Here is a 19,481-nt window from a genome sequence, read left to right on the forward strand (position 1 = left end):
ACAAGGCGGCCAACAGATGTCCCTGCGCACAGCCTGCATCGAGGATACGGCTATTCTTGGGCACCTCATCGATCCAACGTGGCAGCCGGTCGCGTTTCAAGCGTTCCAAGTCATCCGGCAGGCGCTCGACCACCGCCATCGAATCGTAGTGGCGGGCATAGTTGGCAAAAAGCTGCGGGCTTGGATCGGTCATGCCTTCCTCCCAGGTATCCATGACAAGATGCCTTGTGTGATGATCGCCATGCCTTCACCCCCATACATCGCCCACACTGCCCCGTCAACCCCGTACGGCGGCACCAGCAGCAGTGCCAGCAGCACGCCCGCAGCGGCGGCAGCGGCATACACCAGCGAGAGCTTCTGACTTTGGCCTCTGAGCATGAGATAGGCATTGCCGAGGTTGCGTAGCCACTGCACTGCCGGCAGGAAGGCCAGCAGCGCCAGTATTTCCGCAGCAGGCGCATACTCCGGCCCGAGCAACCAGGGCAGCAGTGGCGCAGCCATCACGAGCCCTCCCCCGCTGTGAGCGCGAGCAGGAGCAAGCTTGCACCAGTGCGCCACAGGCGGGCGTAGGGATGAGGTGTAGCGAAAACGCGCGGCCACAACGCTTCCTGCAACGCAGCCAGTGGCAGTGTCGCCAGGTCGATCACCCGCTGTGCGACGCCAAAGGCGCCCACCTGGGCATAACCCAGTTGGGCGAGTACGGGTTTGTTGAACTCGGCCTGCAGGCGAGAGGCTAAGGCACCCGCAACGAACGGCGTACCTTCGCGCGCCAAGTTGGCGGCAGAGAGTGACTTATATCCACATCGGCCGACTGTAGCGGGATTGCGCATGTATTGTGGCTGCGTCAGATCGGTGGGGCAGGCACGAGGCAAAATAACAGCGGCGATGACAGCGGCATAGAGGAGGCTTGCCACGGCATAGGCCAGCACCCAGGCATCGAGTGACGGCTCAACCCATGCTGCCAGCACAAGCAGCACGGCCAGACGCGACCAGGGAAGCCCAGCGAGGATGGCGCCGTAGTAACCGGCGCGCTGTTTGGCTTGGGCGACCCGGGCGAGGAGCTCGACCAACGAGACCGCAGCGACCTCGGCTAAGGCCAAGGCGGCTAGCGCCGCAAGCGGCGCGGCCGGCGGCAAACTAGCGTATATCGCCACCACAGCGATGGGGGTGACGGCCAAGCTGGCCCTAAGCCATAACCGCACTGCCTTGCGCAACAGGACGTCGATCTCTTGCGGCGTGCGCGCGCCATCACCCAGGATGACCGCTGCCATGCCCATGCTGGCCAAGGGCGTGAAAAAACTCGCCACTGCTACGGCAGCGACGAAAGCGCCGTACTGGCTTGCCCCCAGCCAGCGCGCCAGCAAAAGCACCGTGATGGCCTGCGCTGCGGCACGCAAAACCAGCCAGCCAAAAACCCTTAACCCATCACGCGCATAGGCCCCAGGGCGCCAACTCAAAGCGCGTAGGCCCACCCGAGAGCATCGCATTAAGGAAACGCTGATTTATTCACAACCATTCGCGTTTGGCTTGTGCAATCCATTGATTCTAAAGAGAAGGTGCTTCGACAGATTCAAGGTGAAGGGATTTATTCTGCGTTTCCTTAAGGCGCTGTCGCCTCTGCCTAAATCCAGTCCAAATGACACGCTACAGGGTGCTTATCTGAGCAAGTGGCAGAGACCGGCCGTCTGCGTATACATCCGGCAGGCCGGGGTAGCCCTTGCGTTTGGTGGCGGGATAGTCCAGACCGATGTATGAGGTATGCGCAGCAAGCGCACCCTCAACCCAGCGATCACCGCAACCGATGTCCTGCACTCTGCCGCGCGCAAAACCGCTGATGGATTCGCGCCGTCTGTTGCGTTCCCTGAAAACCATCCATTGAGGATGAAGCGGTGGATGACTCAGTGGCATCAATGCGTTTTGCAGGGCGCGGAAATTCATTTATCCGGCTTTTCCTGGTTAGACGACCGGCTTATCCAGGGTCGATACATGAGCTGGGTGATCTGCTCAGAGACGAGTCCGATGAGAAAGATAGTGACGGCGGCGGGGAACATGAAGACCCTCATGCTGGACAGTCTCGCCTGTGTCTTTGCAGCTTGACTGTGCTTGTGGACGCGCTTATAAACAGGGGTGGCATAAAGTGATCACTCAGAGCTTCCAAGTTCCAGTGGCCATGCAATGCATCACAGCGAGGGGGCGAAAAGGGTTCGACGGAGGTCATGAAGCTTAAGAAGCATGCAGGGGGTCCTGGCCGCCCGTATTCGGTCGGGGTTAAAACAAACGCAGACGACTATGCGTACGCTGCAGCCGCTTAAGCCGGCTGCCGTTCCTTCGGCCTAAGCCTGTACGGCCGAAAGGAGCGTCGACTCTCCAGGCTGGTTTTCGACGCTTCGCCCAAAGCCGAGAAAACGAGAACCTAAAGGGCTAGCTTCCAGTGGATCCGGCGCACGGGGAGCCCGAGGAAGCGAATCTCAAAACCGTGGCTAAGCATGTAGAAGCTTAAGCGGAAGGCTTTCGGACGCGGGTTCGATTCCCGCCGCCTCCACCATGTCGTGCATCTCATGATTTATGCAAAAGAGGACAAATGGGGATTGGCGAAGGGCGGGGCGTAAGGGGCGGACTTAACGCATTTAGGGCGAATTGCCGAAACCATACCGGAGTGTGGAGGTCCAGTCATGGATCAAAAAAACTCCTTAACCTTTCAAGACTACATTCGCCTTCAGCTGCAGGAGATCCTGAAGCATAAGTGGATCGAAAGCGAAAAGGCGGGCAGAGATCTGGGCCAAGAAGCCGTGTTGGATTGGATCGAACGATACGCGGAAGCGTTTCGTTGCCATTACGATCCCATGCTGAAGGATGACTGATCCGGGCGGCTGCGCTCCCTTCCATGTCTCGCCCTTCAACCTTTTCACCCTGCCCTGTCGTCAGAGGCCGCTTTTAACCGTACGCATCTCTCTATGATGGCAATGAATTGAATTTATATGGTTTTCATGGCGTAGACTTTCCTGCCAATCTTTCCCTTGGCAGGTGCTCACATGAAGGAAGTCGACATCGAACAGTCTTCAAAAGCCTTCTATGGCGGCCACTCGGGCTTAGTTCTCGTGGAGAACTTGGTCAACGGTTGCACGAGCCTTTAAAGAGTGCTGTAATCGGCTCTCAAAGCTCTACCGCCCGGCTGCGTTCTTCTTATGCACGCATTCAGCTCTCTGTCCTTAGGCTGGGTTTTCGCCCCCAGTGGCGAGATCACATTGGTCCTTGTGGACACACGAGAGGGGATGGACCCCTATCGAACGACCGGCGGGCGCACGCTTTCCCCCGCGGCGTTTGCCCTTCGCGCCGGCACGATCGATTGGGGTCTCCATGCCGGATCAGTACGATTTTGACAGGTTACAAATGACAGCCGCACCCTTTTTTGAGATCGTCCCGGCTTAAACCGCAAAATTGTTGCTGCCAGACAGCATTCAGAGCCTCACCGTAGCGCTTACCCATGGCAATCATCTTCCTCCTGTACGTTTCGTGTTTGATGGCTGTTGCAGCATCTTCATCCATGGGCCGGGCGCCGTGTTCTTGGACGATTCTGTAAGCCTCTTCATAGTGATCCCTGTATGGGCATGGCACCAGCAGGTTTTGCATCTTTTCCGGCGGCTGTTGGTAGGCATAGTTGCATTGCCAAGCTCGGATGGCACGAAAGTATTTTGATTGCAGCACAGCGCTCAGATCAAGCTGCCGCCCATAAATATCGTAAATATTGTCGATGTAATACGGAAAGAAAGTACACGGTGCGATGTTGCCGTTCCAATCAATGTAGAAATACCCGCCGGGCCGCCCCGCCGAAATACATCCGATGGTCAAAGGACCTCCGTTCCAGAAATCCACATAAAAGAGGCCTCTTTGTATCAGTTCCACCTGTTTTTGCGCCATCCAGCGCCGTTGCTCCGGCGTGACCATAAGATCCACCTTATAACTACGACCAATGGGCATGTATTGAAACATCCATCCGTACACGGCTCCCTGCGCCTTGAAAAAGAAATCGATAAATTCATCGCTGAGGATGACTTCGGCGTTCTTTCGGGTGGGGGTTGTGGAAATGCCGAAGGGCACACCTGCCGCGCGGAGATGTTCCATTGACCGAAGGATCTTGGAGAAAACCCCTTTCCCCCGACGCTCGTCGGTCTCTTTTTCCCACCCTTCCACGGATATTGCCAAAGAGAGATTGCCCAGCTGCGCTACTTTTTCCGCAACATCCCGTGTAATCAGAGTACCATTGGTAAAGGCCATGAAATAATTGTCTTGGTTCTCCTGCAGAACATCGAACAGGTCCTTGCCCTCGCTTTTGTACAGTAACGGCTCACCCCCGGAAAGAACCGTTAAATGAGACCCCCACTGTTCGGTTTTTTCACGGATTACCCGCTGGAGCACTGAATAACTCAGGGTTTCCGCATTTTGGGCCGAGCTGCCCGCGTAACAGCCCGTGCATCGCAAATTGCATTTTTTAGTCGGGCTCATCACGAGAAAGCTCGGCGGTTCGAACCCGTGCCGTTTGAAAAAGCAATCCTGCCGCTCTTTGTCCTCCATCACAAAACGACCAATAAATATCTCGATAATGGACCGTCGCGCACGATGACCGATTCGACCATCTGCGATCGCCCGATCAACGCTCCGTAGCAGGTTGATGACACTTTGCACCCGGAATCGAGCAACAATGGGGGGAAGATTATCGTGACAGTCCGTATAATGTTTGCTTAACTCTTTTTCAGCCCACTTCAGTCCCAGGCTTCGAAGGGATTGCGAGCGCATCCCCAGTTCCAGAATAGGGGTCGGCGTGGAATGCCACATCGTTTTCAAACTGAATAGCTGCATGTGACACCTCCCTTCCGGCGGACCCTCGTGCGTGGACGCCCTGACGGGTCCCCCACAAACTCTCAACTTATGTTATCAGTATGCCTCGAAAAGCTGAACTTTTTATTCACATTAATCACATCAGCCATACGGTCGTCAAGGGAGGCACGACCGCGCTCCTGCTTGTAAAACCGAATCCATTGACGCAACCCTTTGGCAACTTGGTACCCCGGTCGAAGGAATGCAGGTGCCGACTATGGTATTTGCAGGGAGGCGCCTCTCAACAGCTGTCTTTCCTGGGCGGTAGGCATTGTCAAATGGCCGCCGGAACATACCGCCATTTGAGCAATGGTCTTTTCACTGTGTAACGTGCCCAAAGCGGCCATGGCTTTGAAACAGTGTAACCCGTCGGGTGATGCCCAATGGGGCAGAGCAGAGAATGTGTGGCATTTTTCTTCACGCACTCCGTTGACAGAATGCTTTGGCGACATGATTTTAGTTGCATAAATGAACGCAGCTGGAAACGTCGGCTTAAGAGATTGAACATTGTATTCAAAAGGGAGGGAGATTATGGCTCGACCGGAAGAGTGTTATCGGTGCGGAGGGCCCACGTGTGGATTCGTTTATGACCCTGAGCGCGGGGACAAGAAAGGCAAGATACCCAAAGGTACGCCTTTTTCAGAGGTGCCCGACGATTGGAAGTGCCCAGTCTGTGGCGCCAGCAAAAACAGTTTTTGTTGCATGGAGGCATCCATTCCTGCCAAGTAAGTAATCCGACATTGACTATTTATCGAAGAAACTGGCAAGCTAAACAAAAGGAGGGGCCTATGGCGGTGTTTCAATGCAGCAACTGCGGCTATGAAAAGGAAAGTCGTTGCAAGCCGCAGAAGTGTCCTCAGTGCGGAGAAAAGAAAACTTTTGAAAAGAAACCTGAAGGAGGGAAATCCTGATGAAAGTGCTCATCGCCTATGTGAGTCGAACGGGTCACACGGAAAAAATGGCCATCTACATTGCTGAAGGTGTGCGGTTTGCCGGCCATGAACCCGTGCTCAAGAAAGTTTCCGACATTAAGAGAGCTGAAGAACTTCAAGGGTATGACGCCTACGTGTTCGGATGTCCCACCTACCACCGGGACATGACCCAGAGCATGAAGACCTTTCTTTTCATGGCTCAGGAAGCCGGCCTGGAAGGTAAGGTCGGTGGAGCTTTTGGATCCTACACGCATAGCGGCGATGCACCGAAGTACATCTTCGACACCATGGAACACGTCTTCAAGATGCGGATGACCAGTTTGGGTTCTTTCAACCTCTTGGAACACAAGGTGGGCACCCCCGAAGGCATGAGGGCCTGCCAGGACTACGGGCGAGTCCTTGCGGAAATGCTCAACCCTTAGGAGTGTGTCAAAGAACACCCTCAGTAGGAGCGGCGCAAGCCGCCACGCGTGATCGCGCTTCGCGGCGCTCCTACAGAATGAAAAGAGAATGGCCCCAAAAAGCCGTTCTCGGACAGGCTCCCATAAGGGTGTTCGAAAAACGAGCTTATGGGAGGAGTGTGTGGCGCGGAAAGCGCACCACGGCGCTCCATTCAATAAAACTTCAAGGCCTTTTTCCCACCTACCAAGCGCTTCATAGGCTGCCCAGCTACGCGAACACGCTTTCTTCCTTGAACCACTCATGCAAAAGGGGATTGACAGGGACGGCCGGCAGCTGCTATAGGAACGCCCACATGCCGCTGGGGCTGTAGCTCAGTTGGGAGAGCGCTTGAATGGCATTCAAGAGGTCAGGGGTTCGACTCCCCTCAGCTCCACCAGGAACCTCAAGGGTTAGCCCAATGGGCTGACCCTTTGTTTTGGCTGCGCCGGCTCGGGTCTTTGGCGGCCGGCTCATCAAGGCGGAAAAAAGGGCGAAACAAGGGAGAACGTTATGCCGTCCAACACCTACAAGACACGTCTCATTCGCAACAGAAAAGACAAGCCCAACAAGGAAAACCGCAAGGCCGATCAGAAGCGGATGCAAAAAAATCTGGAAATCCTCGCCAAGGTGTTTCGGGGCTGAAAAAGTGACAGCCGCCGGTCCTTCCGGCCTGCACGCCGGCATTGATTTAGAGGCGCGCTTCCTTTGCCGCAAAGGAGTTCGCGCCTTTGTTGTGCGGATACCGTGTCGTGCGCTGAACCCATGCTTTTTGTCCTCTACCTAAGCGCACCTCAACTACAGCGCGATCACTTTTACCATGTTGGTCGTGCCGCTTTGACCCAGCGGCACGCCGGCCGTGAGGACCAGGATGTCTCCGGAACTCGCCACCCCGTGATCCAAAACCCAGCGTCTGGCCATGGCAAACAATGTGTCCGTTTCGGCGCATGGAGGCACCAACACGGGACGCACGCCCCAGGAAAGGGACAGTTGGCGCACGGTGGCTGGCGCATGGGTAAAACCCACAATAGGTGTGCGAGGTCGAAGGCGACTGACAAGCCGAGCCGTTTTTCCGGAGGCGGTGGAGGCTATGATGGCGGCCGCGCCAAGGCCGTCAGCGAGCTGCAAAACGGCTTCGCTGATGGCGGCGGCAGTACCCGGCAGAGCTGCCGACGCGAGCCTGTTGTGGTGGGCCATTGCAAACATGTATTTTTCCGCAGCCCCGGCAATGCGATCCAACATGCGCACGGCTTCCACGGGGTAGGATCCCATGGCCGTTTCTTCCGAAAGCATGACGGCATCGGTGCCGTCCAGAACCGCGTTGGCCACATCGGTGGTTTCCGCCCGCGTGGGACGTGGGCTGGAGACCATGGAACGAAGCATCTGAGTGGCGGTGATGACGGGTATGGCGCGATCTCGGGCAGCTTGAATGATTTTTTTCTGAATGACCGGCACTTCATACAGCGGCGTTTCCACACCCAAGTCTCCTCGAGCCACCATGACGCCGTCCACCGTGTCCAAAATAGGTTCCAGGCGATCCAAGGCTTGAGGTTTTTCAATCTTGGCGATGACCATGGGTCTAGGATCGGCGGTTTGGATAAGGTCCAGAACAGGCGCCACATCCTTTTCGTGCCGAATAAAGGAAAGGCCCACGAAGTCCACGCCGTGTTCCAGGCCAAAGAGCAGGTCGTGCCTGTCCTTTTCCGTAAAGGCGGGAATGCGCAGGCTGCTGGACGGCAAATTGACCCCTTTGTGGGAATGGATCGCGCCGCCCACCACCACCTGGCATCGCAAAGCGTCGGCATCCTTAGCCGTAACCTGTAGTTCCACCAATCCATCGGCCAGAAGGATACGATCACCCAACGCGACATCTTCCAGCAGGTGCGGATACTGCACAGCTAAGTCCGCGCCGCCCCCAACCTGTCCGGGAATCAGGCGAACCATTTCGCCCACCGTGAGCACCCTCTCCCCTTCAGCCACTTTTCCCAGCCGAATTTTAGGGCCGCCGAGATCCTGCAAAATGCCGATGTCCTTGCCTTCCTTCGCGGCCACCTCCCGCAGCACCCGAATGGTCAAGGCGTGGCTTTCGTGGTCTCCGTGGGACATGTTAATGCGCGCCACGTCCATCCCGGCGCGCACAAGTTCTCGAAGGACTTCTCTGCTTCGGCTCGCCGGACCGATGGTACACACAATCTTGGTGCGTCTTTGTTCCATCATGCAATCACCACTCCGATCAGGTCCATCGTATTGGTTCGCGTTGGGCCGGTGATCACCAGATCTCCGAGCGCTTCCAACAACGGATACGCATTGTGGCCGTCAAGGGCCTCCAAAACCTTCCATCCCATAGAGGTCGCCCGCGACACGGTGGTGCCGTCCGCGAAAGCTCCCGCCGCATCCGTAGGGCCGTCCGTGCCGTCCGTGCCTACACTCAACACCGTCACTTGAGGCCACCCGTCCAAAGCCACGGCGGCCGCCAGGGCCAGTTCCTGATTGCGGCCGCCTTTTCCCGGTGATGGGCCGAGAGTGACGGTGGTTTCTCCGCCGAAAAGAAGGCATGCAGGCAAAGGAACAGGCCTGCCGAACAGGGCTGTTTCCTTGGCCAAAGCGGCAATGACTTTGGCCGCCTCTCGAGCCTCCCCTTCCAGGCGTGAAGTGAGCACCAGCGTGTGGTATCCTCTTTGCTTCGCTTCTTGCGCCGCGGCCGTCAAGGCCGTGGCATTGTCGGCCACAAGAAGATGCGAAACCTTTCGAAAGAGAGGATCCTCGGGTTTCGGCGTTTCCGGGCGCACCCCTTGAACCCCTTCATCCAGCACTCGCAAAACCTCGGGTGGCATTTTGTCTTTGAGATGGTAGCGTTCTATGACCTCCATCGCATCCTGATATGTTGAAGGATCCGGTGCCGTCGGGCCTGAGGCGATGACATCCAAAGAGTCCCCGACGACATCGGAGACAATCAGCGTCACGACCTGAGCGGGCGACGCCGCACGGGCCAGGCCCCCTCCCTTGAACCGTGACAGATGTTTGCGCACTGCGTTGATTTCTTGAATGGTGGCTCCCGCCCCAAGTAAAAGCTCCGTCGCCCGTTGTTTGTGCTCCAAGGTGAGCGGTGGTACAGGGGCCGGCGTCAGAGCACTGCCGCCTCCCGAAATGGCCGCCAGCACCAGGTCCCGATCTTCGGCCCGCTCTGCCAGGCTGAGCAGCTCTTCCGCCGCCCGCACACCACGAACATCGGGAAGAGGGTGCGCCGCTTCCAACACCCGCACCTTTTGAAGGGGCAGGCCATGGCCCTCTTTCACCACAATGACGCCTTCGCTGAGAAAATCTTCGAGCACCTCTTCCAGGGCTTTGGCCATTGGGGCCGTGGCCTTGCCAGCTCCCAAGACAAAAACCCTCTGAAAGCACTTCAGATTCAAGGCCCGGCCGTTCACTATCAGGTGCGTTCCGGATCGGCGCACATGGCGCCGCACGGCCTCTTCCGGGTCCACGGCAGCCAGCGCGGCCCGCAAAATGCCCAACAAATCTTTTCGAACCTTGGAATCCATGGTTGCCTCCGCACAGAAAAACGATTAGGAACAGACGGGGTCATTGGACGGTTCGGTAGGCATGTGCCCTGTGTCTTTACCATGGAGGCCCTTTCATGGAACTGGCTCCCGAAATGTTCAAGCGCTTTTTTCCACTGCCCGTCACGGTGCTCACCACTGTGGACAACAATGGCACGCCCAACGCAGCACCCTACAGCTGTGTGATGCCCATTCTAAGGCCTTTACCTTTGATTGCCGTGGCGTCGGCGCTGCCTCGAGATACCCTGCGCAACATTCGAAAAAACGGCCAATTTGTCGTCAACGTCATCGGTCGGCCCTCCTTTCGAGAAGCGATGCGGACGGCTCGACCATATCCTCCCGGTGTGAACGAACTGGAAAAAGTGGGGCTGGACACCGCACCCGCAAAACATGTGGCCCCGCCCCGCATCGCGGCGGCCATCGGATGGATCGAAGCCGTTTTGGAACGAGAACTTACCGACGAGCACTATGCGCTGCTGGTAGGGCGTATTCTATGCTCGGAAATCAACGATCGCTATCTCACCGATGGCAAGCTCACGGAACATCCCCTGACCCTTCTGATGCCCCATTTTCGCACCTTAGGCGACGTAGTCATCAACCGTGATGCCCTGGAAGAGGATCTGACGCTCACATGACCAATATCCTTTTGAAACCCATTGGCATCGTGCGCACGAACGCGCCCACCGTGCCGCGCCACTGGACCGTCTCCGATGTGGAAGGAACGATCATCATTGACGAGGTTTATCGGGAGGGCCTCAGGGACATTCGCCCCGGCCAGAAAATCATTGTCCTTTTTCACTTTCATCAAAGTCAACCTTTTTCGCCTGAAAACCTCATTCAAAAACCGCCGCATCGCAACGAACACCTCGGCGTCTTCAGCACCTGCTCGCCTCGACGGCCAAACCCCATCGGGCTGTCGGTCGTGGACGTGCTGGACATTCAGGGATCGACGCTTCGGGTCAAGGGCATCGACATGATCGATGGCACACCCATCCTGGACATCAAGCCCTGGATCGTTCCCGATGCATGAGACCGCTTTATGGGAACGCCCGTCTCCCCCCTAGATTCCTCAAGCCTCGCACGACTTCTCGAGGGCGTGCCCATGCTTTCAGAGACGGCCTCCATGGTCATGGACATGATGCGTAGGCCCGACACCGACCCGAAGGCCTTAGCCGGGGTGGTGTCCGAAGATCCAGGACTGACTGTGCAGACCCTGCACCTGTGCAACTCTCCTTTTTATTCCCTACCCATTGAAGTTACATCCATCGACCACGCTGTACGGTTGCTGGGCCTGCCCACGGTGTGCGGCATCGTCATGGCGGCCTACCTTCACAACCTCATGACCCGCTTTTCTGGTGAGGGCGCGAGAATTTGGCTCACTGGAGCGCGCCGGCATGTGCTGCACGTGGCGGACTGCGCCCAACACCTGGCTGTTCACGGTGGCCTCGACCTTCCCAAGAGTCAAGCGTGGACACTTGGCCTGCTGCACGATATGGGCAAGCTGGTCTTGGCCCAATTGGACGCGGAGACGGCTCGAGCCGTGGAGGAGTTCGCGCTGGTTTCGGGCTTGCCCATGGTGGATGCGGAATGGCAACTACTGGGTACGGATCACGCCGAGGTGGGCTCCCTTCTGGCTCAACGATGGGAACTTCCCGAAATCATCGCCGATACGGTTCGATGGCATCATCGTCCGGAAAGAATTGATGAACCCACGGCAGGGCTCGTCTTCGTGGCCGATGCTCTGGCCCGGGTGGCCGAAGGCCGTCGGTCATGGTCGGCTTTTTTGGAAGAGGAAACCAGGTTGAGCCTTGTACTCCAAGAGCTTACCATGGACCGTCATGCCTTCACAGCCCTGGCTCGCACATGGCTCGAAAGCGCCAAGGGACGTTGAAAACTCTTTCATGATCGACTATGTGAAGGAAGGATAGCGTTTGCGCACTCACCGGCCATCTTTTTTCAGGGATAGGAGAACATGGCGGAAAGCACAGGATCTACCAAGGCACGCAGAGTCAAGGGATCGACGGCTGCTCCGGAGCCCACAGTCGGCAAAACCCAGGAGAGCGAAGCCGCCGAGGCGGCGATATCCGAAGGTGAGGGGCGGAAGAAAACCAAGCGGTCATTTGACATCGCCATCTTTTCCGGCTGGTGCAAAGGATGCGGCATCTGTGCCGCTTTTTGTCCTCGAGAATGCATCGCTATGGGAGAAGACGGCAATCCCGTGGTTCAAGACGCGGACCGCTGCACAGGGTGTGGATTTTGCGAAATTCATTGTCCGGATTTTGCCATCAGTGTGAGGGCCCGCAAGACAGCCTCAAGCGACCAAGATTAGGGGGACGATAATTGTGAGCGGTCCAAGTATTTCTGGAAAACAGGTGCTGTTGCAGGGCAATGAAGCGATGGTGGAGGGCGCTCTGGCTGCCGGATGCACGTTTTTTGCCGGGTACCCCATCACGCCGGCCACGGAAATCAGTGAACTCATGTCCGTGAAACTCCCGGCCCTCGGCGGGACCTTTATTCAAATGGAAGACGAAATCGCCAGCATGGGAGCCATTATCGGCGCATCGCTGGCGGGAGCCAAGTCCATGACGGCCACAAGCGGCCCGGGATTTTCCCTCATGCAGGAAAACCTGGGATTTGCCTGCGTGGCCGAAGTCCCCTGTGTGGTGGTGAATGTCATGCGAGGCGGCCCTAGTACGGGCCTTCCCACCAATGTGGCGCAGGGGGATGTGATGCAAGCCCGATGGGGCACGCATGGAGATCACCCCATCATCGTTCTGGCCGTGTCCTCCACCAAGGACTGCTTCGACATTACCGTTAAGGCTTTTAACTTGGCGGAAAAATACCGCACGCCGGTTATCATTCTTTCAGATGAAGTGGTGGCACATACGCGGGAAAAGATTCGCATTCCGCACCCGGAAGAAATCGAGGTGGTGGGTCGCATTCGCCCCAATATGCCCCCGGAATGGTACATCCCCTACGAAGACAACAGCCGCGGTGTGCCGCCCATGGGCATCTTCGGTGACGGGTACCGCTACCACGTGACGGGGTTAATCCATGATGTGCGCGGTTTTCCCACGCAGAGGGCCGATGAGATCGTGCCTTTTTTGACGCGCATTCATCGCAAGATTTCTCAGAATTTCTTCGATATTCTCATGGTTGACTCCGAACAGGCCGACGACGCCGAGATTCTGGTGATCGCCTACGGATCAGTGGCCCGTTCGGCGCGCCGCGCGGTAAAAGAAGCGCGTGGGCGCAGCGTGCGTGCGGGCTTGTTGCAGCTCATCACCCTGTGGCCTTTTCCGCGCCAGATTCTGGAACCTTACCTGAAACGGGTCAGAGCCGTGCTGGTGCCGGAACTGAACATGGGCCAGCTGTCCCGAGAAGTGAAAAGAATCAATCAAGGCATGACGCGCGTGGAGACTCTGAACCGCATCGACGGCCGTCTCATCACACCCGAAGAAATCCTGGTGCGGCTGTTGAAGATATGAACCGATGTCCCCAAAGAGCCGCCAATGATAACATGTGAGGCATACCATGGCTGAAGTGACGAAACTGATTCATAAATATCTGCGCCACGACAAAAAGTTCCCCCATGTGTGGTGCCCGGGTTGCGGCAACGGCATTCTCTTGGGAGCCCTCATTCGTGCCATCGACCGCACCGGATACGAAAAAGACGACATCGTGCTGGTGTCCGGCATCGGCTGTGCGGGAAGGCTTCCGGTGTATGTGGACTTCAACACCTTGCACACCACCCACGGGCGAGCCCTCACCTTTGCCACAGGTGTCAAGCTGGCTAACCCTCGGCTGCAGGTGATCGTCATCATGGGCGACGGGGACGCGACGGCCATCGGAGGCAATCACTTCATCCATGCCGCGCGACGCAACCTGAATCTCACGGCCATCATCGTGAACAACAACATTTACGGCATGACCGGCGGGCAATATTCCCCCACCACCCCTTACGGCGCTGTGGCCACCACGGCCGTGTACAAGAATATCGAACATGCCTTTTCCATTGCCGAACTTGCTGTTACGGCCGGGGCAAGCATGGTGGCTCGAGGGACCGTTTACCATGCCACCATGCTGGATCGTCTGATTGAGCAAGCCATTCGCAAGAGAGGCTTTTCTGTGGTCGAGGTCATCAGTCACTGCCATACCCAATTCGGCCGGCGCAACAAAATGGGAGGCGCCGTGGACATGCTGCGATGGCAAAAGGAAAATGCCGTGCGCGTGGAAAAAGCGGCGCACATGAGCGAAGAAGAAATGGCCGGGAAATTCACCATCGGTGTGCTGGTGGATCGGGATTTGCCCATCTACACGGAAGAATACCGAAAAATTCGCGAGGCCGCGCGAAGTCGCCTGAGCGCCGCCCAATAGGATTGGTGGAAAAAGAGGAGAGAGGAATTTTCATGGGGTATCGATATGAAGTGCGTTTGAGCGGATCCGGAGGCCAGGGGCTAATCATGGCCGGCATCATTTTGGCAGAGGCCGCTGGCATTCACGACGGAAAATACGTGTGCCAAACACAGAGCTACGGCCCGGAAGCGCGAGGTGGTGCGAGCATGTCGGAGGTGGTGATCAGCGACGAAGAAATCGACTATCCTAAGGCCATCAAACCCGACGTGCTCTTGGCCATGAATCAAAAATCGTGCGATGCGTACTTTTTTGACCTCAAACCCGAGGGAATGCTCATTGTGGACAGCACCTTTGTCAAACAGGTGCCCACGACGCGGGCCGTCGCCATTCCCTTTACCCAGATTGCCCGATCGGAACTCAAAAAGGAGATGACCGCCAATATCGTCGCTTTAGGATCGCTGGCCGTGTTGACCCGATGCGTCTCCTTGAGTTCCCTGGAAGCCGCGGTGCTGGATCGTGTACCGCCGGGCACCGAGGAACTCAACAAGAAAGCGCTGGAAGCCGGGATCAACGCGGCCAAAAGCCATTTGAAAGGAGACTGAAAGACCCATGCGCATACTTCTAACCAACGACGACGGCATCTTCGCCAAGGGAATCGAAGCCTTGCACGATGCTTTGCGTCGTCATCACGACGTGGTTGTCATCGCTCCGGAAACGGAACGCAGCGCCGTCGGCCATGCCATCACGTTTCTCGATCCCCTTATGGTCAAGCCTGTGAAGCGCAACGGCGCTTTTTTCGGCTATGCCTGCACGGGCACACCGGCCGATTGCGTGAAGCTGGGCATTTGTGAACTCGTGCGCCCTCTACCCGACGTGGTCGTTTCCGGCATCAATCTTGGAGCTAATGTGGGCGTCAATGTGCTCTACTCCGGCACCGTGTCGGCCGCCACCGAAGGGACTATTCTGGGCTTTCCAGCCATAGCGGTATCCATAGACGCCTTTGAATCGCAGGATTTTTCCGCAGCCACATGGGCGGCGCTTCATCTTCTTGCCGTGATTGAAAAGCGCGGCTTGCCCCTCGGCGTGTGCCTCAATGTCAATGTGCCGAACCTGCCTCGAGAAAAAATCCGCGGCATGCGCATCACCCGCCAAGGCCATCTCACCTACCAGGAAAACTATGAACGCCGCATCGACCCTCGAAACCGTGTCTACTACTGGCTCACCGGATCTGTGAGCGAAGTCGAAAACAGCCCGGACGCGGATGTTCAGGCCCTAGCCGACGGGTTCATTTCCGTCACGCCGATTCAGCACGACCTGACTCACTACGCCATGCTGGCCGAACTCAAACAGTGGGGTCTGAACGACGCTTCGACCCGCCTGCATGTGGCGGCTTCGCGATAAGGAAACGGGGGATTTTTCCCTTGCTCCGCAAAGCCTATAGTGGTATGAAGCCTTCGTTTCACGGCCTGTGCGCCCGTAGCTCAGCTGGATAGAGTGCCGGACTACGAATCCGTAGGTCGCAGGTTCGAATCCTGCCGGGCGCACCACAGCACACCAGGGACTTAGCGCTCAGCTAAGTCCTTTTTCTTCCTCACTCCCTCGACTTGTGGTCGTGCAGCACGGCATGCCAGGCCTTGGCTAGCTTTTCCAGCGCATAGGGCTTGGAAATGAGGGGCGAGATACCCAGAGCTTTCGCCGCCTCCACGCGATCGATTGGCCACAGTCTCTCAACCCGGTCCAAAATAAAATCTTTCCGGACCATCTTCCCTCAGCACCTCGAGCACAAGCTGAGAGGAAGTTGGCAAACATCAGCCCAACCGGAGACGGGCCGCGTCCGGGATCACGCAGAGCTGCACGAGCAGAAGCCGTCCCACTTTCGACACCCGAAGCGGCTTTTTGGGACGGGGCATCAGCGGCTGCGCCCGAAAGCTTGTCAAGGAATTCGACCGCGTCGCCCCACCGAAAGGCCGTGCAGGGGGATCAAAATGTCCGCCATGGCACGAATCCTTTGAATGTTGTCGTGGGCTGCTAAAGCGTCCGTGTGCACGCCGGGTGTCACAGCCGGCCCGGTAGAAGGAAAGTTCTAGTCATTACAGCAAAACCCCGTGACCACGGCGCGTCCTGCGGCCGTGTTGACGACTACCGATTGGCCGCCCGGTGTATGGCCGGGCGTGAAGATCAAGTCGATGCCGTCCCGAAAAGAGACATCCCCACGCACCGTCTCTACTTTGAGCCCATCCAAAAGGCCCGGCACGTAACGATGATCCAAAGGGTGAGGATTCCGGTAAAAGGCGTATTCCTCTTCTTGGACCACCACGACGGCATTGGGGCATTTGTGGTCGTTTTCGCAGTGGTCGTTGTGCAGATGCGTGTGTAGAATCACATCGACATCTTCTGGCTTTCGCCCAACGCTGGCCAAAGCTTCCTCAAATTCCATGATGCGCAGCCCGTATTGGTCACCCACCTTCTGAGGAACCATGAACTCTTCCAAACCCGTGTCCACAAGAATGGTTTCGTCCCCGCCTTCGATGAGAAAAACAGAAATGGGAATCCAAATGCGTTTGCCGTAGTCCTTCACGTAGGTCATGATACCCTGGTCCGTTTCATTGGCTCCCACAACAAGGGGGTAAATAACGTACTGTCGCATGGATGGATCTCCTTCTCGAGAGTGAATGCGTGAACCTGGGTGCGGTTCAGCCGATTTTGGAACCCAAAATCCCACGAAGGGCTGCCGGTAGATCCGCCGGAATGGCCACCACCTTGGCATTTTGGGATTCCGCCAGAGCCTTGATGCTTTCCACGTAGCGCTCCCCCAAAACGAACATGAGCGGCAGCGGATTGTCTCGGGCCGCTTCCACGATCAGTTGAATGGCTTTTTTGTTGGCTTCCGCCAGCACAATCTTGGCCTCGGCATCCCGCCGGGACGCTTCAAGACGCCCTTCGGCTTGAAGTATGGCGGCTGACTTTTCACCTTCAGCACGGGTCACGGTAGCGCGGCGCTGCCGTTCCGCCGCGGCCTGTTCCTCCATGGCCCTTTGCATGGTTTCCGAGGGGGCGATATCTTGAATTTCCACCGTCTTGACCATAATGCCCCAATCAGCGATGTCGTCGGAAATGGCCTCCTTGAGCTTGGCCTTGATAAGGTCGCGAGACGACAAGGCATCGTCCAGGTCCATCTCTCCGATGATGGCCCGAAGCGACGTCTGCACCAGGTTCTGAATGGCCAGAATATAATTTTCCACGCCGTAGACGGCTTTTTCCGGCGTGACGATATTGATGTACGCGACGGCATTGGCCACGATGACGGCATTGTCCCGCGTGATGACTTCCTGGGACGGAATGTCCAGGACAAGGTCCTTGGTGGGAACCTTATAGGCCACCGTATCCATGTAGGGAATGATCACGTTGAGTCCGGGGTTTAGGGTCTTGTGATACTTGCCCAGCCGCTGCACCACGAATTTATAGCCTTGAGGCACGATGCGAACACCCATGATGATGGTGACAATGACCAGCACAAGAAAGATCAGGGCAAGAATGAGTCCCGGCGTCATCATGTCTCTCCTCCCTTTACGGAACGAACCACCAGCGCATTGCCCAGGATAGCCATGACCTGGACGCGATCTCCAACTTCGACCGCCTCGCCTTCCTGAGCGAGACAAGGCCATTCGTCGGTACCAAGAACAGGCACCGAAAAGCGAAGCTTTCCTCGCCGTTCTCCTTTCGGCGCTTCGATCACTTGCCCCACCGCTCCCAAGACGGCTTCTCTGGAAAGCCCCGCCGTGGTCTTATCGCCCATGCGCGGCTTGATCCCCAGAAACCAGATCGCCACCAAGGCCAGGGAACTCACAGCCCAGATGAAAAGCTGCTGCGTGAGGGTCAGCGCCAAGACAGCCACCAACACACCGACAAAAAAACCGCCTGCGCCAAACCAAATGACGACGAAGTTGGGAATAAAGATCTCCAGCATGATGAGCACCATGCCCAGAGCCATCCATACCCAGTACGGCATCAGATTCCCCCTTCCATAAGGGTCATGGCGAAGTGCACCAAGAAAATCCCTGAACGCAGGCCTGTGCGCCCAGACAACGCGTGTTCGATCCTGAAAGTCGAAGGTGAGCCTTTAGGAGTCTTTCTTCTGCCATGGCTTGCCGCAATTGGGACATCGGCTGCTTTCCTTTCGTGGGGCCACGGAAAATGAGGCACCGCAATGCGCGCATCGGCAGCTGACCTTGGCTTTGTTTTTCTTTTGCGGTCGCAGGAGAAGAATCAAACTGCTGAGGAGTCCAGCCATAAGAGCCTCACGATGTGTGGGTGAAAAGCGCATGCACCTGCCGCATAGGCTCTATGGCACCCATGAGCACGACCTGATCGCCGGCGTTCACAACTGTTTCCGGCCCCGGATTGGGCACAAGCACACCCTCACGCCCCATGGCTAAAACAGTGACGCCAAATTTTTTTCGAAGGCCCAGATTCTCGATGCTTTGACCCGCCACCGGCGAACCCGTAGACACGCGAAAGGATCGAATTTCCACGCCCGGCAAAGCTTCGGCGATGTCGCACCAACTGAGCGCAGGCACATTTGCAGCACTGAGGCTTTTATACCCTTCTGCCCGAATCTCGTCCACCACGCGATCCACATCCTCCTTGGGCACCAAGTATTTGCTCAAAACCCGGCTGAAAATCTCGATGGATGTTTCCAGTTCCTCCGGAACCACCTCATCAGCACCCATTCGTGCCAAAGGCTCCATTTCCGACACGAATCGCGTGCGCGCAATCAAGTGCACTCCCGGGGCCTGCGCCTTGACCGCCGCTGTGATGTGCCGCACAGTGGAAGGATCCGCCAGGGAAATGACCACGACGCGGGCCGAATCGATGTTCGCGTGTTTCAAAATACTTGGCTGCGAAGCATCGCCAAAAAAAATATTTTCCCCCCTTTTTTTCTCCGAGGCGACGGTGCTGGGGTTCATTTCCACGATGCAGTAGGGAATTCCTCCGATGCGAGCGGCACGGGCCAGATTGCGGCCCACGGGACCGTAACCCACGATGAGAAGGTGGTTGACCAATTTCGGCCTCTTTTCTTCGGAACCCGCCAACATCTTTGCCAGAAATCCCTGACGGATCATCGTGGGCCAAGGTAGAATTTCTGCTCTGGCCGCCCACGACGGCGCTCGAGCGATCAGAAAAGGCGCCACGAGCATGCTCAAAGTGCAAGCGGAAAGAAAAAGACCGGCCTGCGTTGGGCTGAGAACCTGGTTGCTGAGGCACACGGTGCAGAGGACAAAGGAAAATTCTCCGATTTGCGCCAAAATGAGGCCGCAAG

Annotated in this window: 23 protein-coding genes, 2 tRNA genes, 1 other RNA gene and 2 pseudogenes; 16 read left to right on the top strand and 12 right to left on the bottom strand. The window is 56.9% G+C overall.

Features of this window, described 5'->3' with window-relative positions; all coding sequences use genetic code 11:
• From ACUVSA_RS13430 to ACUVSA_RS13445, 4 genes and pseudogenes are all read right to left on the bottom strand, one after another.
• Nucleotides 1-214: pseudogene (locus tag ACUVSA_RS13430) on the bottom strand (hypothetical protein); the annotation flags it as partial.
• On the bottom strand, nt 190-501 hold the full coding sequence (locus tag ACUVSA_RS13435) for a hypothetical protein (protein WP_445895206.1): 312 nt from the start codon (nt 499-501) through the stop codon (nt 190-192). The pseudogene ACUVSA_RS13430 and the gene ACUVSA_RS13435, both read right to left, overlap by 25 nt.
• Nucleotides 501-1,457 carry an oligosaccharide flippase family protein gene (locus ACUVSA_RS13440; protein ID WP_445895207.1) on the bottom strand — a complete coding sequence of 319 codons (957 nt, stop codon included), beginning with the start codon at nt 1,455-1,457 and terminating at the stop codon, nt 501-503. Before ACUVSA_RS13440 ends, ACUVSA_RS13435 begins: the two co-directional genes overlap by 1 nt.
• A 477-nt stretch (nt 1,458-1,934) precedes the next feature.
• Nucleotides 1,935-2,084 (bottom strand): annotated as a pseudogene (locus tag ACUVSA_RS13445) (glycosyltransferase family 2 protein); the annotation flags it as partial.
• A gap of 105 nt (nt 2,085-2,189) precedes the next feature.
• On the opposite strand from ACUVSA_RS13445, the gene ssrA reads away from it, so the two are divergent.
• Together ssrA and ACUVSA_RS13455 are read left to right on the top strand one after the other, a co-directional pair.
• Nucleotides 2,190-2,545, top strand: a transfer-messenger RNA (tmRNA) gene (ssrA, locus tag ACUVSA_RS13450).
• Nucleotides 2,546-2,672: 127 nt separating this feature from the next.
• On the top strand, nt 2,673-2,861 hold the full coding sequence (locus ACUVSA_RS13455) for a hypothetical protein (protein ID WP_445895208.1): 189 nt from the start codon (nt 2,673-2,675) through the stop codon (nt 2,859-2,861).
• Nucleotides 2,862-3,384: 523 nt separating this feature from the next.
• Here ACUVSA_RS13455 and ACUVSA_RS13460 read toward each other — a convergent pair.
• The gene (locus tag ACUVSA_RS13460; protein WP_445895209.1) at nt 3,385-4,857 is read right to left on the bottom strand and encodes a radical SAM/SPASM domain-containing protein; all 1,473 of its coding nucleotides are present in this window, start codon (nt 4,855-4,857) and stop codon (nt 3,385-3,387) included.
• Nucleotides 4,858-5,406: 549 nt separating this feature from the next.
• On the opposite strand from ACUVSA_RS13460, the gene ACUVSA_RS13465 reads away from it, so the two are divergent.
• The 5 genes from ACUVSA_RS13465 to ACUVSA_RS13485 all read left to right on the top strand — a co-directional run bounded on the left by ACUVSA_RS13465 (nt 5,407) and on the right by ACUVSA_RS13485 (nt 6,890).
• Nucleotides 5,407-5,604: a rubredoxin gene (locus tag ACUVSA_RS13465; RefSeq protein ID WP_445895210.1), complete on the top strand. Its 198-nt coding sequence runs from the start codon at nt 5,407-5,409 to the stop codon at nt 5,602-5,604.
• 59 nt (nt 5,605-5,663) lie between these two features.
• Nucleotides 5,664-5,786 carry an RCKP-type rubredoxin-like domain-containing protein gene (locus tag ACUVSA_RS13470; RefSeq protein ID WP_445893274.1) on the top strand — a complete coding sequence of 41 codons (123 nt, stop codon included), beginning with the start codon at nt 5,664-5,666 and terminating at the stop codon, nt 5,784-5,786.
• Nucleotides 5,786-6,229 carry a flavodoxin domain-containing protein gene (locus tag ACUVSA_RS13475; protein ID WP_445893273.1) on the top strand — a complete coding sequence of 148 codons (444 nt, stop codon included), beginning with the start codon at nt 5,786-5,788 and terminating at the stop codon, nt 6,227-6,229. Before ACUVSA_RS13470 ends, ACUVSA_RS13475 begins: the two co-directional genes overlap by 1 nt.
• 340 nt (nt 6,230-6,569) lie before the next feature.
• Nucleotides 6,570-6,645, top strand: a tRNA-Ala gene (locus ACUVSA_RS13480).
• A gap of 113 nt (nt 6,646-6,758) precedes the next feature.
• Entirely contained in the window at nt 6,759-6,890 is a 132-nt protein-coding gene (locus ACUVSA_RS13485) for a hypothetical protein (RefSeq protein ID WP_445892959.1), read from the top strand.
• 153 nt (nt 6,891-7,043) lie between these two features.
• On the opposite strand, the gene pyk is transcribed toward ACUVSA_RS13485, so the two are convergent.
• Nucleotides 7,044-8,462, bottom strand: a complete 1,419-nt coding sequence (gene pyk, locus ACUVSA_RS13490) for a pyruvate kinase (protein ID WP_445895211.1) — start codon at nt 8,460-8,462, stop codon at nt 7,044-7,046.
• On the bottom strand, nt 8,459-9,787 hold the full coding sequence (locus ACUVSA_RS13495) for a glycerate kinase type-2 family protein (RefSeq protein WP_445895212.1): 1,329 nt from the start codon (nt 9,785-9,787) through the stop codon (nt 8,459-8,461). The genes pyk and ACUVSA_RS13495 overlap by 4 nt, the downstream gene beginning before the upstream one ends.
• A 95-nt stretch (nt 9,788-9,882) precedes the next feature.
• Here ACUVSA_RS13495 and ACUVSA_RS13500 point away from each other — a divergent pair, with 95 nt between their 5' ends.
• From ACUVSA_RS13500 to ACUVSA_RS13540, 9 genes are all read left to right on the top strand, one after another.
• The gene (locus tag ACUVSA_RS13500; RefSeq protein ID WP_445892956.1) at nt 9,883-10,440 is read left to right on the top strand and encodes a flavin reductase family protein; all 558 of its coding nucleotides are present in this window, start codon (nt 9,883-9,885) and stop codon (nt 10,438-10,440) included.
• On the top strand, nt 10,437-10,835 hold the full coding sequence (tsaA, locus tag ACUVSA_RS13505; RefSeq protein ID WP_445895213.1) for a tRNA (N6-threonylcarbamoyladenosine(37)-N6)-methyltransferase TrmO: 399 nt from the start codon (nt 10,437-10,439) through the stop codon (nt 10,833-10,835). The genes ACUVSA_RS13500 and tsaA overlap by 4 nt, the downstream gene beginning before the upstream one ends.
• Nucleotides 10,836-10,907: 72 nt before the next feature.
• Nucleotides 10,908-11,696 carry an HDOD domain-containing protein gene (locus ACUVSA_RS13510; RefSeq protein ID WP_445895214.1) on the top strand — a complete coding sequence of 263 codons (789 nt, stop codon included), beginning with the start codon at nt 10,908-10,910 and terminating at the stop codon, nt 11,694-11,696.
• Nucleotides 11,697-11,777: 81 nt separating this feature from the next.
• Nucleotides 11,778-12,134: a 4Fe-4S dicluster domain-containing protein gene (locus ACUVSA_RS13515; protein ID WP_445892953.1), complete on the top strand. Its 357-nt coding sequence runs from the start codon at nt 11,778-11,780 to the stop codon at nt 12,132-12,134.
• A 10-nt stretch (nt 12,135-12,144) separates the two neighbouring features.
• Complete coding sequence (locus tag ACUVSA_RS13520) at nt 12,145-13,293, top strand: 2-oxoacid:acceptor oxidoreductase subunit alpha (protein WP_445895232.1); 1,149 nt, start codon at nt 12,145-12,147, stop codon at nt 13,291-13,293.
• Between the two features lie 46 nt (nt 13,294-13,339).
• On the top strand, nt 13,340-14,182 hold the full coding sequence (locus ACUVSA_RS13525; protein WP_445892952.1) for a 2-oxoacid:ferredoxin oxidoreductase subunit beta: 843 nt from the start codon (nt 13,340-13,342) through the stop codon (nt 14,180-14,182).
• A 32-nt stretch (nt 14,183-14,214) separates the two neighbouring features.
• Complete coding sequence (locus tag ACUVSA_RS13530) at nt 14,215-14,763, top strand: 2-oxoacid:acceptor oxidoreductase family protein (RefSeq protein WP_445895215.1); 549 nt, start codon at nt 14,215-14,217, stop codon at nt 14,761-14,763.
• A gap of 7 nt (nt 14,764-14,770) precedes the next feature.
• Nucleotides 14,771-15,562: a 5'/3'-nucleotidase SurE gene (gene surE / locus ACUVSA_RS13535; protein ID WP_445895216.1), complete on the top strand. Its 792-nt coding sequence runs from the start codon at nt 14,771-14,773 to the stop codon at nt 15,560-15,562.
• 69 nt (nt 15,563-15,631) lie between these two features.
• Nucleotides 15,632-15,708, top strand: a tRNA-Arg gene (locus ACUVSA_RS13540).
• A 44-nt stretch (nt 15,709-15,752) separates the two neighbouring features.
• On the opposite strand, the gene ACUVSA_RS13545 is transcribed toward ACUVSA_RS13540, so the two are convergent.
• The 5 genes from ACUVSA_RS13545 to ACUVSA_RS13565 form a co-directional block, all read right to left on the bottom strand.
• The gene (locus ACUVSA_RS13545) at nt 15,753-15,923 is read right to left on the bottom strand and encodes a hypothetical protein (protein ID WP_445892949.1); all 171 of its coding nucleotides are present in this window, start codon (nt 15,921-15,923) and stop codon (nt 15,753-15,755) included.
• 321 nt (nt 15,924-16,244) lie between these two features.
• Nucleotides 16,245-16,808: an N-acyl homoserine lactonase family protein gene (locus tag ACUVSA_RS13550; protein WP_445895217.1), complete on the bottom strand. Its 564-nt coding sequence runs from the start codon at nt 16,806-16,808 to the stop codon at nt 16,245-16,247.
• A gap of 46 nt (nt 16,809-16,854) precedes the next feature.
• On the bottom strand, nt 16,855-17,712 hold the full coding sequence (locus ACUVSA_RS13555) for an SPFH domain-containing protein (protein ID WP_445892960.1): 858 nt from the start codon (nt 17,710-17,712) through the stop codon (nt 16,855-16,857).
• Nucleotides 17,712-18,170 (bottom strand): NfeD family protein, encoded by a 459-nt coding sequence (locus tag ACUVSA_RS13560; RefSeq protein WP_445895218.1) that lies wholly within the window; start codon nt 18,168-18,170, stop codon nt 17,712-17,714. Before ACUVSA_RS13560 ends, ACUVSA_RS13555 begins: the two co-directional genes overlap by 1 nt.
• A 289-nt stretch (nt 18,171-18,459) precedes the next feature.
• The coding region (locus ACUVSA_RS13565; RefSeq protein ID WP_445895219.1) for an NAD-binding protein at nt 18,460-19,481 on the bottom strand (1,022 nt) is incomplete at its 5' end.

The organism is Desulfosoma sp., assembly GCF_052743555.1.